Here is a 15431-nt window from a genome sequence, read left to right as displayed (position 1 = left end):
TCCATGCTCACGACCCTTTTCTTTCTGGCGGCGCTCCTGGTGGGGGTGCCCATCGGCGTGTGCCTGTGCCTCTCGGGCATCGTGTACATCTACAGCATCGACAGCCCGGTGCTGTTCCAGTCGTTTCCGCTGCAGATGTTCGGCGGTGTGGACAGCTACGGCCTGATCGCGATCCCGCTGTTCATCCTGATCGGCGAGCTGATGAACAGCGGGGGCATCACGCGGCGGCTGGTGGACCTGGCGATGGCCTTTGTCGGCTCGGTCAAGGGCGGGCTGGCCTACGTGAACATCCTGGCCAACATGCTGGTGTCGTCCATCATCGGCTCCGCCACCGCGCAGGTGGCCATCATGTCGCAGGTCATGGTGCCCGAGATGGAAAAGCAGGGCTACGACAAGACCTTTGCCGCCGGGCTCACGGTCTACGGCGGCATGCTGGGGCCCATCATCCCGCCCTCGGTCATGTTCGTGGTGTTCAGCGTGCTGGCCCAGGTGGCCGTGGGGGACATGCTGATTGCCGGCATCCTGCCGGGCGTGCTGCTCACGCTGCTGTTCTTTTGCGTCATCGCGCTCATGGGCTTTGTCTACGACTACCCGCGCAGCGCCAAACGCCCCTGGCGTGAGCGCCTGCGCACGGTGGTGCAGGCCAGCCCCACGCTGCTGATCCCCATCGTCATCGTGGGGTCCATCCTGGGTGGGCTGGCCAACCCCACCGAATCAGCCGCCGTGGGCGCCGTGGCTTCCGTCCTGGTGGGCCGCTACGTCACCCGGGAGTTCCACTTCAGCGCCCTGCCTCGCATCCTGCTGCGCTCGGCCGTCTACTCGGCCGTGGTGCTGTTCCTGGTGGCTGCGGCCGCCGTGTTCTCGTGGCTGCTGATCTACGGCAAGGTGCCGCAAATGGTGGCAGCCTGGGTGCAGACGGTGGCGCACGACCCGGTCACCTTCCTGCTGCTGGCCAACGTGATCCTGCTGGTGATCGGCACCGTCATCGACGGCATTCCCGGGCTCATCATGACCGTCCCCATCCTGCTGCCCATTGCCACCGACGTGTACCACATCGACCCGCGCCACTTCGGCGTGGTGGTGGTCATCAACCTGGTGCTGGGGCTGATGTCGCCGCCCGTGGGCCTGAGCTTCTTTGTCGCCTCGGCCGTCACCGGGGCCAAGCCGGGAAAGATGTTCATCGTCACCCTGCCGTTTTTCATCATCAGCTGCGTGGCGCTGGTGATGCTGTCGCTGTTCCCCAGCCTGTCGCTCGGCTTGCTCAAGTAGCGAGCCGCCGCGCAGAACCGCCCTCCCCCTGCAACCTTCCTTCCCACGGAGTTCACCATGACGACCCAGCCTGCCCGCACTGTTACCCGCCGCCACTTCCTCCAGCGCCACGCCGTGGCGGCTGCCTCCGTCACAGGGCTGGGCTTTCCGGCCCTGGCCGGCGCGGCCAACGCCAAGGAGTTCCGCCTGGGCCTGATCACGCCGGCCGGTCACTCGTGGAACCGCGCCGCGCTGCAGTTTGGCGAGGCACTGAAGAAGGAAACCGACGGCCGCCTGAGCGTGGCCGTGTTCCATTCGGGCCAGCTGGGCAACGAGGCGGTCATGATGCAGCAGCTGCAGTCCGGCGCACTCGACATGGGCTGGATCCAGGCGGCCGAGCTGGGCTCGCGCGTGTCCAGCATTGCGGCCATCAACGCACCGTACCTCGTGCGCTCCACCCCTGGGGTCGCCAAGCTGGTCCGCCACCCGGCCGCCCTGAAACTGCTGGAGGCCCTGCCGCGCGAGACCGGCACCATCGGCCTGGGCTGGGGCATCACCGGCATGCGGGCGGTGTTCTCCACCAAGGACATCAGCCTGCCCACCGACATCAAGGGCATGAAGCTGCGCATCAACCCCACGCCGGTGTACCGCGACTTCTACCAGATGCTGGGCGCTGCGCCCACGCCCATCCCCACGCCCCAGGTGTTCGACGCGATGAGCAACGGCCAGGTTGATGGGCTGGAGGCGGACATCGAGTTTTCGTGGAACCAGCGCTTCGACAAGGTCGCCAAGACCCTGCTGCAGATGAACGCCCTGTTCATGCCCTTCGCGCCGCTGGTCTCGGGCCGCATCTGGCAGGGGCTGGATGCCAAGGACAAGGACATCATCCGCAAGCTGGTGGCCCAGTCGCTGGATGCACAGATCAACGACATCGTGACCACCGAAGCCGGGTTGATCGAGAAATTCAAAGGCACGTCCATCGCGTTCAAGACGGCTTCGTCCTTCAACCCCGAAGGGCTGGTGCAGGAGTTCGACAAGCTGTGGCTGCCCAAGGCCCCGCAGATTGCCGAGCTGCGCAAGGCGGGCGCTGGACTGGCGTGACGATCCCCGGGCCGGCGCGAGCTACCATTGAGCCGGCATCCACCCGCTGGGAGCCGTTCACGCCGAGCCTGTCGAAGCGCCACGCGGGGCTTTGGCCAACTCAGCCCGAACGGGTTTTCAAGCCTGAAGGCCCCAGCTCCACAAGATGCCACCCGCAGCCCGCCCCACCTGACCACCATCCATGACCACCCGCAGCGCCTTCCCGAAGCGAGAACCAGCCCCCAAACGCCGTGCGGCGGACGTGGCCTACGACGCCATCGAGGCCATGATCTCCACCCTGCAGCTGCAGCCCGGCTCGCCGGTGGTGGAGGCCGAGATCGTGGAAAGCACGGGCCTGGGCCGCACGCCGGTGCGCGAGGCGCTGCTGCGGATGGTGTCCATCGGGCTGATTGCGCAGCAGCCCCGGCGCGGGCTGCTGGTGTCGCACATCGACCTGGCCGACCACCTGGACGTGATCCAGACGCGCCGCGTGCTGGAGCGCCTGATCGCCTCGTGTGCGGCGCGCCGCGCCACGGCCCCGCAGCGCCAGGCCATCGTGCGCTGCGCCGAGAAGATGGTGGAGGCCGCCGCGCGCGGCCACCTGGACGACTACATGCAGGCCGACCATGCGCTGGACGTGGTCGTGCACCAGGCCTGCCAGAACCACTCGGCCGTCAAATGCGTGCAGCCGCTCATCGTGCAGTGCCGGCGCTTCTGGTACGCCTACCAGCACGAGGGCGAGGTCTCGGAAGGCGCGCGCGCCCACATGCACCTGGCGCAGGGCATTGCCACGGGCGACGAAGCGCAGGCGGTGGCCGGGGCCGAACAGCTGATGGAGTACCTGGAGCGGTTTGCGCGGCGCATCATCGACCGCTGAAGGCACACCGAGCTGGGTCAGATTGCTATATATTTGATAGCTTTCAGCGCTTATCCAGCAAGCGCTGGAGGCCAAAAACACTCCAAACCAGCGCACAAAACTGCCGCCAGGCAGGCCGGCAGCCAGGCGCTCAGTCCACGACCTGCTGCCCCAGCAGGATGCGCTGCTCCAGAAAGCGCCACAGCCGCTCGTCCTGGCTGAACGACACGTTGAAGCGCAGCCAGCCCGTGGGCCGCGGCTCCACCAGGAAGAGCTGGCCCGGGCCCAGCATGATGCCGGCGCCGGTGGCCTCTTTGGACAGCTCGGCGCTGTCGGGCAAATCGGGGTGCCGCGCCCACAGGTACATGCCAGCCTCGGGTTCGTGGAACAGCTCGAAGCCCAGGCCCAGCAGCCGGCGGCCCACCGTGCGGTGCGCGTCGGCCAGGCGCTCGCGCAGCGACTTGAGGTGCTTGCGCCAGCGGCCGTCGGTCACCACGCCGAAAGTGATGCGCTCGGTGATCTCGGACGAGGTCAGGCCCGAGATCATCTTGAGCTGCACCAGCTCGTCCAGCAGGTCGCGCCGTGCCGCCAGAAAGCCCGTGCGCAGGTTGGGCGAGATGGTCTTGGAGAAGCTGCCCAGGTAGATCACGCGGTTCAACTGGTCCAGGCTGGCCAGGGACGGGCGGACGCCCGGGTCCATGTCGGAGTAGATGTCGTTCTCGACCAGCAGGAGCCCGTGCTGCTCGGCCAGCTGCAGCAGGCGGTGCAGGTGGGCGACGGACGCCATCGAGCAGGTCGGGCTTTGCAGCCGCGGCTGGGTGAAGAACACGCTGGGCTGGTGCGCCGCCAGCAGCGCCTCCAGCGCGGGCAGGTCGTAGCCCGTCGGCGTGCGCGGCACGCCCACCACATGCGCGCCGGCAAAGCGCAGCATGAAGTGCAGGTTGGGGTAACCCGGGTCGTCCACCAGCACCACATCGCCCGGCTTGACCAGCCGGCGCGCCACCAGGTCCAGCGCCTGGCTGGAGCCCTGGGTGAGCAGCACCTGGTCCGCGTCCACCACCAGGTGGTGCTCCGCCAGCGACTCGGCCACCACCATGCGCAGCGCCATGTGGCCGTGGGGCAGGCCGTAGCCGTCCAGCTCGGTGCCATCGGACGACAGCTGGCGCATGCTGCGCTTGACCGCGTCGCCAAACAGCCAGTCGTGCGGCAGCCAGCCGCAACCGGGCTTCATGGGCAGATTGCGGTTTTCAAAAATTTGCTTTAGGTACCAGCGCGCGTCAAAACGGGGCACCGGACGCTCGGGCGCACCAAGACCGGGCGCCGCGCCTTCGTCGCCCCGCCGCTTCACGAAAAAGCCCGCGTTGGCGCGCGAGACCAGCCAGCCCTGCGCCACCAGCCGGTCGTAGGCCTCGACCACGGTGAACACGCTGACCCCGTGGGCCGCCGCAAACGCGCGGATGGAAGGCAGCTTGCTGCCTGGCTTGAGCACCTGCCCGGCGATGAGGCCCCGCAGTCCGTCAACGATCTGACTGACCAGCGGAGTCTGGAGATCCGGGCTGAGATTGAGCATCAAGAAAGGGAAAAAGGGCCGAATTGTGCACCTGCTTGGCGCACACCAAATTAGGGATTGCCTGTACAGGATTTTAGACCTGCACAGTGCGCGCAAAACAGCGCTGCGCTGTACATGGACGGTGCGGGGCGCGACTTCCAGAATCCGTTCCATTCCTTCATTTCCCGTCCACTACCCCCGACCATCGCCATGCAGCAAGACCGCCATTTCACCAACGCCGCCCTCCTCGCCCGCCGCCATGCCGCCGTGGCTCGTGGCGTGGGCCAGGCCCATGACCTGTTCATCCACAAAGCCCTCAACGCCGAACTGTGGGACGTGGAAGGCCGCCGCTTCATCGATTTCGCCGGCGGCATCGCGGTGCTCAACACCGGCCACCTGCACCCCGCCGTGATCGCCGCCGTGAAGGCCCAGCTCGACCTGTACACGCACACCTGCTTCCAGGTCGTGGCCTACGAGCCCTACGTGGAGGTGTGCGAGCGCCTGAACACGATGGCCCCCGGCGCCTTTGCCAAGAAGAGCCTGTTGCTGACGACCGGCGCCGAGGCCGTGGAAAACGCCATCAAGATCGCCCGCGCCTACACCAAGCGCCCCGGCGTGATCGCCTTCACCGGCGGCTACCACGGCCGCACCAACCTCACGCTGGGCCTCACGGGCAAGGTCGCGCCGTACAAGGTCGGCTTCGGCCCCTTCCCGGGCGAGATGTACCACGCGCTGTTCCCCAACGCGCTGCATGGCGTGAGCGTGGAGCAGGCCCTGCACTCGGTCGAGCTGATCTTCAAGAACGACATCGAGCCCGAGCGCGTGGCGGCCTTCATCGTCGAGCCCGTGCAGGGCGAAGGCGGCTTCTACGTGGCGCCGCCTGAGTTCATCACCGGCCTGAAGGCCCTGGCCGACCGCTACGGCATCCTGCTGATCGCCGACGAAGTGCAGACCGGCGCTGGCCGCACCGGCACCTGGTTCGCCTGCGAACAATGGCCGGTGGCGCCCGACCTCATCACCACGGCCAAGTCGCTGGCGGGCGGCTTCCCCCTGTCGGGCGTGGTGGGCCGCGCCGACGTGATCGACGCCCCCGCCGCGGGCGGTCTGGGCGGCACCTATGCCGGCAGCCCCGTGGCCTGCGCCGCCGCCCTGGCCGTGATCGAGGCGTTCGAAAGCGAAAAGCTCCTGGCCCGCAGCCAGGACATGGGCGCCCTGCTGGTCAGGGGTCTGAAAGAAATCGCGGCCAAAGTACCCGCCATCGGCGACGTGCGCGGCCTGGGCGCCATGGTGGCCCTTGAGCTGTTCGAGAACGGCGACGTGCACCGCCCCGACGCCGCGCTCACCAAGAAGGTGGTGGCCGAGGCCGCACGGCGCGGGCTCATCCTGCTGTCCTGCGGCACCTACGGCAACGTGATCCGCATCCTGGTGCCGCTCACGGCGTCCGACGACCTGCTGCAGGAGGGCCTGGCCATCCTGGCAGCCAGCTTTGAAGCCGTGGCCGCGGCTGCGAAATGACATGCGCCCGGCCCTCCACTCCACCTACCAGATGCCACCGACCATGACCCAAGCCGAACCCCTGGTGCGCTTCAGCGGTGTGCAAAAGACTTATGACGGCGAGCAGCTGGTCGTGCGCTCGCTGGATCTGGACATACAGCGCGGCGAGTTCCTCAGCCTGCTCGGCCCTTCGGGCTCGGGCAAGACCACCACGCTGATGATGCTGGCCGGGTTCGAGTCGCCCACCGCGGGCGACATCCTCCTGGACGGCAAGCAGATCACGAGCACGCCACCGCACAAGCGCAACTTCGGCATGGTGTTCCAGAACTACGCCCTGTTCCCCCACCTCACCGTGGGCGAGAACGTGGCCTACCCGCTGACGGTGCGCAAGGTGCCCAAGGCCGAGCAGGCCGAGCGCGTGAAGAAGGCGCTGGACATGGTGCGCCTGGGCGGCATGGCCGACCGCCTTCCCGCGCGCCTGTCGGGCGGGCAGCAGCAGCGCGTGGCCCTGGCGCGCGCGCTGGTGTTCAACCCGCAGCTGGTGCTGATGGACGAGCCCCTGGGCGCGCTGGACAAGCAATTGCGCGAGCACATGCAGATCGAGCTCAAGGAACTGCACCACCAGCTGGGCGTGACCTTTGTCTACGTGACGCACGACCAGGGCGAAGCCCTGACCATGAGCGACCGCGTGGCCGTGTTCAACGAGGGCGTGATCCAGCAGCTGGCCGATGTGGAGAGCCTCTACGAAACGCCGAGCAACCGCTTTGTGGCGGGCTTCGTGGGTGACAGCACCGTGCTCACCGGCACCCTGCAAGGCGCAGGCAGCGACGCTGCCATCCAGCTGCCCGGCGGCTTCCTGCTGCCCGGCGTGAATGTGAACCAGGCTGCGCTGGGCGCGCGCGTGCAAGCCTGCGTGCGCCCCGAGCGCATTGTGCTGCACCCCTCGTCCGACTACCCCCGGCCCAACGCCATCCCGGCCACCGTGGCACGCACCATCTACTACGGCGACCACCAGCGCCTGATGTGCGACCTGGGCCACGGCCAGGACCAGGCCACGGTGAAGCTGCCGCTGTCCCCCGCCGGGACACCGTGCAGCCACCCGCAGCCGGGCGATCAGGTGCTGCTGGAGTTTCCGCCGGCCACCACCCGCATCTACGCCGCGTAGCGCCGGGCTGCATTCCTTTCTGCCGGAAAGCTGCCGCCTTGCCACGCCCCTTGTTTGCCTTTTTTTGCCCCCGTTCTCCCTCGCTCGTGTTCCCGTTCCGTTCCACCACAACCCAAGGAAAAACCATGAAAAAGAGCCTTATCGCCTGCGCATCCCTGGCTGCCTGTCTGGCCCTGCCCAGCTTCGCGCAGCAGCAACTCACCGTCGTGAACTTTGGCGGCGCCAATGCCAACGCGCAGAAAAAGGCGTTCTACGAGCCCTACGAAAAGCAGGGCAACAAGATCGTGGCCGTGGAATACAACGGCGAGCAGGCCAAGGTGAAGGCCATGGTGGAGACCAAGAAGGTCACCTGGGACGTGGTGGAAGTTGAGTCGCCCGACGCCGCCCGCGGCTGCGATGAAGGCCTGTACGAAAAGCTGGACTACAGCAAGATCCTGCCGAAGTCCGACCTGCTGCCCGCCGCCGTGAACGAGTGCGCCGTGGGTATCTTCGTGTGGTCCACCGTCATGGCCTACAACGGCGACAAGCTCAAAACCCCGCCGACCAGCTGGGCCGACTTCTGGGACACCAAGAAGATCCCCGGCAAGCGCGGCATGCGCAAGGGCGCACGCTACAACCTGGAATTCGCCCTGCTGGCCGACGGCGTGAAGCCCGCCGACGTGTACAAGGTGCTGGCCACCAAGGACGGCGCCGACCGCGCCTTCAAGAAGCTCACCGAACTCAAGCCCAACATCCAGTGGTGGGAAGCCGGTGCCCAGGCACCCCAGTTCCTGGTGGCGGGCGACGTCGCGCTGACCACGGTGTTCAACGGCCGCATCGATGCCGCCAACCGAGAAGGCCGCAACCTCAAGATCTACTGGCCCGGCGGCATCTACGACCTGGACTACTGGGCTATCCCCAAGGGCTCGCCGAACAAGGACGCGGCGGTGAAGTTCATTGCCTTCACGATGCAGGCGCCGCAGCAGGCCGCCTACGCCCAGAACATCGCCTACGGCCCGGCCAACACCAAGGCCCTGGCGTCGCTGGACAAGAAGGTGCTGGACGACCTGCCCACCTCGGCCACCAACGCCAAGGAAGCCCTGCAGTTCAACGTGGGCTTCTGGGCCGACCAGGGCGAGGCGCTGGAAAAGCGCTTTGCCGCCTGGGCCACCCAATAAGGCCACGGCACCCGAGCCCCTTGTGAAACGCTGAGAGCAGGACACCTTCATGCAAGCCACCTTGGCCCATCCCCACGCCATCGCCACCGGCGGCAGCACGCCCGGCGCGCTGCACGCTGCCCTGGCACGCGCTGAATCCCGCCGCAAATGGCGCGCGTTTGCGCTGACCTTGCCGCTGCTGGTGTTCCTGCTGCTCACGCTGCTGGTGCCCATCGTCGCGCTGTTGCAGCGCGCCGTGGAAAACCCCGAAGTCGCCAACGCCCTGCCCGCCACCGTGCACGCCCTGGATGGCTGGAACCGCAAGGACGCCCCCGGCGCCCCGGCCTACGCGGCCCTGATGCAGGACCTGGCCCGCCTGCCCGACAGCTCCGACGCGGGTGCGCTGGCACGCCGGCTCAACACCGAAGTGCCGGGTGCGCGCTCGCTCATCATGGGAGCCTACCGTGCGCTGCCGCTGGAAGGCACGCCGGATTCGATCCGCGCGCAGCTGCTGGAGAAGGACGCGCGCTGGGCCGAAGCCCCGCTGTGGCAGGCCATCGCCAAGAACGGCGCCCGGTGGACGCCGGACTACCTGCTCGCCTCGGTGGACCTGCAGCGCGACGCGCAGGGCCACGTCGAACGCATGCCCGAGGAGCAACGGGCCTTCGGCGGCATCCTGCTGCGCACGTTCCACATCAGCCTGGTGGTCACGCTGGTGTGCCTGCTGCTGGGCTACCCGCTGGCCTGGTGGCTGGCCAGCCTGCCTGCGCGCCAGGCCAATGTGCTGATGATCCTGGTGCTGGTGCCGTTCTGGACCTCCATTCTGGTGCGCGTGGCCGCATGGATCGTGCTGCTGCAGTCTGAAGGCCTGGTCAACCGTGGCCTGATGGGCCTGGGGATCATCAGCGAGCCGCTGGCGCTGCTGTTCAACCGCACCGGCGTCGTGATCGCCATGGTGCACATCCTGCTGCCCTTCATGATCCTGCCGCTGTACAGCGTGATGAAGAACGTGCCGCCCACCTACCAGCGCGCCGCGGTGTCGCTGGGCAGCTCGCCCATCGCAGCCTTCTTCCGCGTGTATGTGCCGCAGACCTACCCCGGCATCGGTGCCGGCGCGCTGCTGGTGTTCATCCTGGCCATCGGCTACTACGTGACGCCCGCGCTGCTGGGCGGTGCCGACGACCAGATGCTGAGCTACTACATCGCGCGCTACACCAACGTGGAGGTCAACTGGGGCATGGCCTGCGCGCTGGGCGCGCTGCTGCTGGCCGCCACGCTGGTGCTCTACGGCGTGTACCGCCGCATCGGCAAGGCCGAACTGAGTCTGGGATGAGAAAGGAAACACCCCCCTGAGTCGCCTACGGCGCCTTCCCCCCAGGGGGACGCACCCGGCGGCCCGGCAAAGCCGGTTCCACGGGTGCACTGCCCCGGGGTGCGCCAGTTGCAAGGGCCATGAGCATCAGAACTGCTGTTTTCAAACTTGTCCGCACAACCCAACGATCTCTTCCCATGCGCCGCTATCTGCCCCAATTTCCCCTCTACGCCACCCTGCCCGACAAGCTCGGCTGGTGGGCCGTGCGCGCGCTGTGCGTGGCCGTGCTGGCGTTCCTGCTGGCGCCCATCCTGGTGATGGTGCCACTGTCGTTCTCGGAAAGCTCCTTCCTCGCCTACCCCATCCACAGCTGGTCGCTCAAGTGGTACCAGCACCTGTTCGATTCGCCCGAATGGGTCCGCGCCACGCGCAACAGCTTCATCGTGGCACCGGCGGCCACCGTGATCGCCACCGTGCTGGGCACACTGGCCGCCGTGGGGCTGTCGCGGGCGGACTTCCGCTTCAAGGGCGCCGTCATGACGATCCTGATCGCCCCGATGGTGGTGCCCATCATCGTGGTGGGCGTGGCCACCTACCTTTACTTCGCGCCGCTGGGCCTGGCGGACAGCTACTTCGGCCTCATCATCGTGCATGCGGCGCTGGGCGCCCCCTTCGTGCTGACCACCGTGCTGGCCACGCTGGCGGGCTTCAACCACAACCTGGTGCGCGCCTCGCTGAGCCTGGGCGAGACGCCGCTGGCCACCTTCTTCCGCATCACGCTGCCGGTGATTGCACCGGGCGTGATCTCGGGTGCGCTGTTTGCCTTCGCCACCTCGTTCGACGAAGTGGTGGTCACGCTGTTCCTGGCCGGGGCCGACCAGTCCACCCTGCCGCGGCAGATGTTCAACGGCATCCGCGAGAACATCTCGCCCACCATCGCCGCTGTGGCCACGCTGCTGATCCTGTTCACCACCAGCCTGCTGCTGGCGTTGGAGTGGCTTCGCGGCCGCAAAGTCTGAGCCGGGAAATCCTTCATGACCTCCTCCACTCCCCAACTCAACCAGCCCCTGGGCGGCAACAGCATGCCCCGCTTCGCGGGATTGGCCAGCATGATGCGACTGCCCGTGGCCACCTCGGCCCGCGGGCTGGATGCGGCTTTTATCGGCGTGCCGTTGGACATTGGGACCTCCAATCGGTCGGGAACGCGCTTCGGGCCGCGCCAGATCCGTGCCGAATCGTGCCTGCTGCGCCCCTACAACATGGCCACGGGCGCCGCGCCCTTTGACGCCTTGCAGGTCGCAGACCTGGGCGATGTGCCCATCAACACCTACTCGCTGTCCAAATCGCTGGACATCATCACGGCCTTCTACGGCGAAGTGCTCGGACAAGGTTGCATCCCCCTGACGCTGGGCGGCGATCACACCATTGCCCTGCCCATTCTGCGGGCTGTTGCCAAGCGCCACGGCCCGGTGGCACTGATCCACGTCGACGCGCACGCGGACATCAATGACGACATGTTCGGCGAGAAGATCGCCCATGGGACACCGTTTCGCAGGGCCATCGAGGAAGGCCTGCTGGTCGGTGACAAGGTGTGGCAGATCGGCCTGCGCGGCACCGGCTATGCGGCGGATGATTTTGACTGGCCGCGCCAGCAGGGCTTTACGGTGGTGCCGGCCCATGAGGTCTGGTACCAGTCCTTGGTGCCCCTGATGGCCCGGGTACGTGAGCGTATCGGCACCCGGCAACCGGTGTACATCAGCTTTGACATCGACGGGTTGGACCCCAGTTACGCAGCAGGCACAGGCACCCCCGAAATTGGCGGCCTGACCGTGCCCCAGGGGCTGGAGATCGTGCGCGGCTGCCGTGGGTTGAACGTGGTGGGCTGCGACCTTGTGGAAGTCAGCCCGCCCTATGACACCAGCGGCAACACGGCCTTGCTGGCAGCCAACCTGCTGTATGAGATGCTATGCGTGCTGCCCGGCGTCACCTATCGTGAGCCCTCTCTTTTTTCACGACACTGAGAAAACCCATGGACATGAAGACCTCTCCCCTCGCACAGCTCAATGACCCCAGCCTGCTCAAGACCGATGGCCTCATCAACGGCCAGTGGGTGGCCGGCGCCAGCCGCTTTGACGTGAACGACCCCGCCACCGGCGCCAAGCTGGCCGATGTGGCCAACCTGGGCCCGCAGGACGCTGAGGCCGCGATTGCCGCCGCCAACGCCGCCTGGCCCGCCTGGAAGGCCAAGACCGCCAAGGAACGCAGCAACCTGCTGCGCAAGTGGTACGACCTGCTGATGGCGAACCAGGACGACCTGGGCCGCATCATGACGGCCGAGCAAGGCAAGCCGCTGCCCGAGGCCAAGGGCGAAGTGGCCTACGGCGCGAGCTTCGTGGAGTGGTTTGCCGAAGAAGCCAAGCGCGTCAACGGCGAGACCCTGCCCCAGTTCGACAACAACCGGCGCCTCTTGGTGCTCAAGCAGCCCATCGGCGTGTGCGCGGCCATCACGCCGTGGAACTTCCCGCTGGCCATGATCACGCGCAAGGTGGCCCCGGCCCTGGCCGCAGGCTGCCCCGTGGTCATCAAGCCCGCCGAACTCACGCCGCTCACGGCCCTGGCCGCGGCCGAGCTGGCCCTGCGCGCGGGCATCCCGGCCGGCGTATTCAACATCCTGCCGGCCGACAGCAGCAACTCCATTGCCATCGGCAAGGTGCTGTGTGCGAGCGACGTGGTGCGCCACATCAGCTTCACGGGCAGCACCGAAGTGGGCCGCATCCTGATGGCGCAGTCCGCCCCCACGGTCAAGAAGATGTCGCTGGAGCTGGGCGGCAACGCGCCCTTCATCGTGTTTGACGATGCCGACGTGGACAGCGCGGTGGAAGGCGCCTTTGCCAGCAAGTACCGCAACGCCGGCCAGACCTGCGTGTGCACCAACCGCTTCTACGTGCAGGAAGGCGTGTACGACGAGTTCGTGGCCAAGTTCGCCGCCAAGGTCAAGACGGCCAAGGTGGGCAACGGGTTTGAGGACGGCGTGAACCAGGGTCCGCTGATCGAGGAAGCCGCGCTGGAAAAGGTGCAGCGCCATGTGGACGACGCCCTGGCCAAGGGCGGCCAGGTGGTGGCCGGCGGCCAGCGCCTCAAGAGCCTGGGCTCGGGCCAGTTCTTCGAGCCCACCGTGATCGCCAACGCCAGCGCCGACATGCTGTGCGCCCGCGAGGAAACCTTTGGTCCCTTCGCCCCGGTGTTCAAGTTCAAGACCGAGCAGGAAGCCATTGATGCGGCGAACGCCACCGAGTTCGGCCTGGCGAGCTACTTCTACAGCCGCGACGTGGGCCGCATCTTCCGCGTGGGCGAAGCGCTGGAGTACGGCATGGTCGGCATCAACGTGGGCATCCTGGCCACCGAGCACGTGCCGTTTGGCGGCGTCAAGCAGTCCGGCCTGGGCCGCGAAGGCTCGCACTACGGCATGGACGACTACGTGGAGATCAAGTACCTGTGCGTGGGCGACGTGCTGAAGTGAGGCGGCGCGGCGCTCATTTGCTGCATTATTGATAGCATTCAGCGCTTGCCAGTCAAGCGCTAGAGGCCAAAATCAATCAGTTTTCTGCGGCGCGACGTTGGTGTAGCTGGCGTTGCCCAGGCCCGTCCCCACGGTCAGCACGGCCCAGCGCCTGACGTCCTGCGTGAACGGCAGCTCGGACAGGCCCTGCACCACCGCATCGTTGTGCAGGCACACCTGCGTGCGCCCCTGGCCGATGTGCGGCAGCCGCTCGCACAGGTACCGCGGCAGATGGAAACGGGTGCTTTCCCAGTTGCCCGGCAGGTTTTGCGTGCCGCCCGCGAGCGAGCCGTCCTCCACCACCAGGCCCGGACAGGCCACGCCGATGTACGGCGCCAGGCGGATCTCCTTTTTCCTGGCATGCGCCATCAGGCGTTCCAGCATGGCGGCAACGCCCTCCAGCAGTTCGTCGCGCCGCGGCTTGTCGTCGGCATGGGCCCATTTCTCGCGGCGCACCACCTCGGCCCGGGACAGGTCGGGGGCGCGGTGCAGGTGGGTCTGCACCACGCCACAGCGCACGTTGGTGCCGCCGATGTCCACGGCCAGGATGGCGTCGTAGCTGTGCAGCAGCGCGGCCGGGGCCAGGTGCACCCAGCCGATCAGGCCGCCTTCATCGGAGTGGTGGTGCAGCGTGCGCAATTCGGCGCCCACGCCCTCTTCCCGCAGGATCTGGCGCGCACGCTCCACCGCGCGGCGACCCACTTCACTTTGGTGAAAACCGCCGCCGATGATGATGCGCTCCACCCCGCGCCAGCTGCGGTGTCGCAAAAAGCGCTGCACCACGTGGGCCAGCTGCAGCGCGTAATCCTCCACAGCCGCCTGGATGGCCTGCGCAGCCGGGCCTTTTTTGCGCAGCAGTGCGTCCAGCTGGTGCTTGCTCAGCCGCCGCGTGGGTCGCTGGCCGAGCGGGTCCTTGCCCACCATGGACGTGAACAGCGTGCGCCACGCCTGCAGCATGTGGCGAAACGCCGTGCGGCTGGCCACGTCGCCCACAAAGCCGTCGCCCTCGCGCAGCTCCAGGCTGTAGCCGTCGATGGTGACGGATGCGAGCTGCAGCTCGCCATGCGGTCCCACGATGCCCAGCTCCCGCTGTGCGCGCGCCTCCCGGTCGGACACGGCCTTGCGGGCCGGAGGTTTCTTGGGGGTGTTGTTGTGGTCCTGCGACGCCATTCCTTCCCTCTGCCTGAAAGGCACCCTGCCGCGGGTGCCGTGCAGGCATGGTGGCAAGAACGCCACCGGCACCGCGTCGGCCAATGCCCCGTCTTGGAGACCGACCACGCCGCCAGGCGGCCAACACGTGAGGAGCCCGTGAGGAACCCAACGAAAGAGCGGGGGGAAGGGAAAGAACCCACCGGAGGCAAGCGTGCAAGCTGTGAGAGCAACGCTGCACAAGCCTCTGCGATGCCTTCGATCAGGACCTTTGTCAACGCCGCAGCGGTGACCACCGCAGCTCTCTGGCAGAGACGAAGAGGCATTGCGTCAAGCGTCCGGGCTTTTAGGGAAGCTCTTCACGAATCGAGCGGAAAGTGTGCGCTGCGGATCGGGAGGGGCTGCAAGGCGCAAAACGCAGCAATAGCGGGTGCTATTGCGAGGCTTTGCTTGCGCAGCAGACCGCCCGAGACCGCAGATGCACACTGCGCGACGATTCGTGCGGAGGATCCCTAAGCACCGGATGGCATCCCATCCTCCCCAAAGGCAACGCCCAGTTGTTCCAGCTTTGCGCGCGCCTCGTGGTGTACCACGCCTCGCTTTCCAACATCCGCCTCCAGCAACCTTAGAAGGGTGTGTTTGCCGACATTGGCATTACGGATCACCTCCACACGCACACCCCAGAACCTGTCGTTCGCAAAGCGATCCAGTATCTCCGCGTCTGCATCCGGATTCATCGCAGCAGTGGCCCGGACGGCCTGGTTCGGATCTGTCAAAAATGGTTCCAGCTCGGCGGCATTGGCAGCGCCACATGCAGCGGTGTAGCGCAATTGCTCTGCCGCTTTCTGTTCAGGTGTCTTTTTGGCCATTGTTTTCCCCAGGA

General features: G+C 66.9%; 13 protein-coding genes. 10 read left to right on the top strand and 3 right to left on the bottom strand.

Going from position 1 to position 15431, the window contains the following annotated elements; genetic code table 11:
- The first annotated feature begins 3 nt into the window (after positions 1 to 3).
- The 3 genes from LWW96_RS11760 (at position 4) to LWW96_RS11750 (ending at position 3205) form a co-directional block, all read left to right on the top strand.
- Complete coding sequence (locus LWW96_RS11760; RefSeq protein WP_291487174.1) at positions 4 to 1269, top strand: TRAP transporter large permease; 1266 nt, start codon at positions 4 to 6, stop codon at positions 1267 to 1269.
- 57 nt (positions 1270 to 1326) lie between these two features.
- Positions 1327 to 2349: a TRAP transporter substrate-binding protein gene (locus LWW96_RS11755; protein WP_291487172.1), complete on the top strand. Its 1023-nt coding sequence runs from the start codon at positions 1327 to 1329 to the stop codon at positions 2347 to 2349.
- 181 nt (positions 2350 to 2530) lie between these two features.
- Entirely contained in the window at positions 2531 to 3205 is a 675-nt protein-coding gene (locus LWW96_RS11750; protein WP_291487170.1) for a GntR family transcriptional regulator, read from the top strand.
- A gap of 130 nt (positions 3206 to 3335) precedes the next feature.
- Here LWW96_RS11750 and LWW96_RS11745 read toward each other — a convergent pair whose 3' ends face one another.
- Complete coding sequence (locus LWW96_RS11745; RefSeq protein WP_291487168.1) at positions 3336 to 4754, bottom strand: PLP-dependent aminotransferase family protein; 1419 nt, start codon at positions 4752 to 4754, stop codon at positions 3336 to 3338.
- Positions 4755 to 4943: 189 nt separating this feature from the next.
- Between LWW96_RS11745 and gabT the strand changes: the two genes are divergently transcribed.
- The 7 genes from gabT to LWW96_RS11710 all read left to right on the top strand — a co-directional run bounded on the left by gabT (position 4944) and on the right by LWW96_RS11710 (position 13360).
- Complete coding sequence (gene gabT, locus LWW96_RS11740; protein WP_291487166.1) at positions 4944 to 6248, top strand: 4-aminobutyrate--2-oxoglutarate transaminase; 1305 nt, start codon at positions 4944 to 4946, stop codon at positions 6246 to 6248.
- A 43-nt stretch (positions 6249 to 6291) separates the two neighbouring features.
- Positions 6292 to 7392 carry an ABC transporter ATP-binding protein gene (locus tag LWW96_RS11735; protein ID WP_291487164.1) on the top strand — a complete coding sequence of 367 codons (1101 nt, stop codon included), beginning with the start codon at positions 6292 to 6294 and terminating at the stop codon, positions 7390 to 7392.
- A gap of 125 nt (positions 7393 to 7517) precedes the next feature.
- Complete coding sequence (locus tag LWW96_RS11730) at positions 7518 to 8549, top strand: ABC transporter substrate-binding protein (protein WP_291487162.1); 1032 nt, start codon at positions 7518 to 7520, stop codon at positions 8547 to 8549.
- 49 nt (positions 8550 to 8598) lie between these two features.
- Entirely contained in the window at positions 8599 to 9861 is a 1263-nt protein-coding gene (locus LWW96_RS11725) for an ABC transporter permease (protein WP_291487159.1), read from the top strand.
- Between the two features lie 176 nt (positions 9862 to 10037).
- Positions 10038 to 10859 (top strand): ABC transporter permease, encoded by an 822-nt coding sequence (locus LWW96_RS11720; RefSeq protein ID WP_291487157.1) that lies wholly within the window; start codon positions 10038 to 10040, stop codon positions 10857 to 10859.
- Between the two features lie 15 nt (positions 10860 to 10874).
- Positions 10875 to 11861: an agmatinase gene (gene speB / locus LWW96_RS11715; protein ID WP_291487155.1), complete on the top strand. Its 987-nt coding sequence runs from the start codon at positions 10875 to 10877 to the stop codon at positions 11859 to 11861.
- An 8-nt stretch (positions 11862 to 11869) separates the two neighbouring features.
- Positions 11870 to 13360, top strand: a complete 1491-nt coding sequence (locus LWW96_RS11710) for an NAD-dependent succinate-semialdehyde dehydrogenase (RefSeq protein ID WP_291487153.1) — start codon at positions 11870 to 11872, stop codon at positions 13358 to 13360.
- Between the two features lie 72 nt (positions 13361 to 13432).
- Here the strand turns inward: LWW96_RS11710 and LWW96_RS11705 are convergent, their stop codons facing one another.
- Positions 13433 to 14569: an ROK family protein gene (locus tag LWW96_RS11705; RefSeq protein WP_291487151.1), complete on the bottom strand. Its 1137-nt coding sequence runs from the start codon at positions 14567 to 14569 to the stop codon at positions 13433 to 13435.
- Positions 14570 to 15060: 491 nt separating this feature from the next.
- On the bottom strand, positions 15061 to 15417 hold the full coding sequence (locus tag LWW96_RS11700) for a hypothetical protein (RefSeq protein WP_291487149.1): 357 nt from the start codon (positions 15415 to 15417) through the stop codon (positions 15061 to 15063).
- Between the last annotated feature and the right edge of the window lie 14 nt (positions 15418 to 15431).

The sequence above is a fragment of the Acidovorax sp. genome (assembly GCF_021287135.1).
GTDB lineage: Bacteria > Pseudomonadota > Gammaproteobacteria > Burkholderiales > Burkholderiaceae_C > Acidovorax.
This window is presented reverse-complemented; position numbering and strand designations above follow the sequence as displayed.

What these genes read in the sequence shown, in the direction of transcription:
- LWW96_RS11735 (WP_291487164.1), top strand. Translation starts at nt 6,292, where the DNA reads ATGACCCAAGCCGAACCCCTGGTGCGCTTCAGCGGTGTGCAAAAGACT.
- LWW96_RS11720 (WP_291487157.1), top strand. Translation starts at nt 10,038, where the DNA reads ATGCGCCGCTATCTGCCCCAATTTCCCCTCTACGCCACCCTGCCCGAC.
- LWW96_RS11730 (WP_291487162.1), top strand. Translation starts at nt 7,518, where the DNA reads ATGAAAAAGAGCCTTATCGCCTGCGCATCCCTGGCTGCCTGTCTGGCC.
- LWW96_RS11750 (WP_291487170.1), top strand. Translation starts at nt 2,531, where the DNA reads ATGACCACCCGCAGCGCCTTCCCGAAGCGAGAACCAGCCCCCAAACGC.
- speB (WP_291487155.1), top strand. Translation starts at nt 10,875, where the DNA reads ATGACCTCCTCCACTCCCCAACTCAACCAGCCCCTGGGCGGCAACAGC.
- LWW96_RS11755 (WP_291487172.1), top strand. Translation starts at nt 1,327, where the DNA reads ATGACGACCCAGCCTGCCCGCACTGTTACCCGCCGCCACTTCCTCCAG.
- LWW96_RS11710 (WP_291487153.1), top strand. Translation starts at nt 11,870, where the DNA reads ATGGACATGAAGACCTCTCCCCTCGCACAGCTCAATGACCCCAGCCTG.
- LWW96_RS11760 (WP_291487174.1), top strand. Translation starts at nt 4, where the DNA reads ATGCTCACGACCCTTTTCTTTCTGGCGGCGCTCCTGGTGGGGGTGCCC.
- LWW96_RS11745 (WP_291487168.1), bottom strand. Translation starts at nt 4,754, where the DNA reads ATGCTCAATCTCAGCCCGGATCTCCAGACTCCGCTGGTCAGTCAGATC.
- LWW96_RS11725 (WP_291487159.1), top strand. Translation starts at nt 8,599, where the DNA reads ATGCAAGCCACCTTGGCCCATCCCCACGCCATCGCCACCGGCGGCAGC.
- LWW96_RS11700 (WP_291487149.1), bottom strand. Translation starts at nt 15,417, where the DNA reads ATGGCCAAAAAGACACCTGAACAGAAAGCGGCAGAGCAATTGCGCTAC.
- gabT (WP_291487166.1), top strand. Translation starts at nt 4,944, where the DNA reads ATGCAGCAAGACCGCCATTTCACCAACGCCGCCCTCCTCGCCCGCCGC.
- LWW96_RS11705 (WP_291487151.1), bottom strand. Translation starts at nt 14,569, where the DNA reads ATGGCGTCGCAGGACCACAACAACACCCCCAAGAAACCTCCGGCCCGC.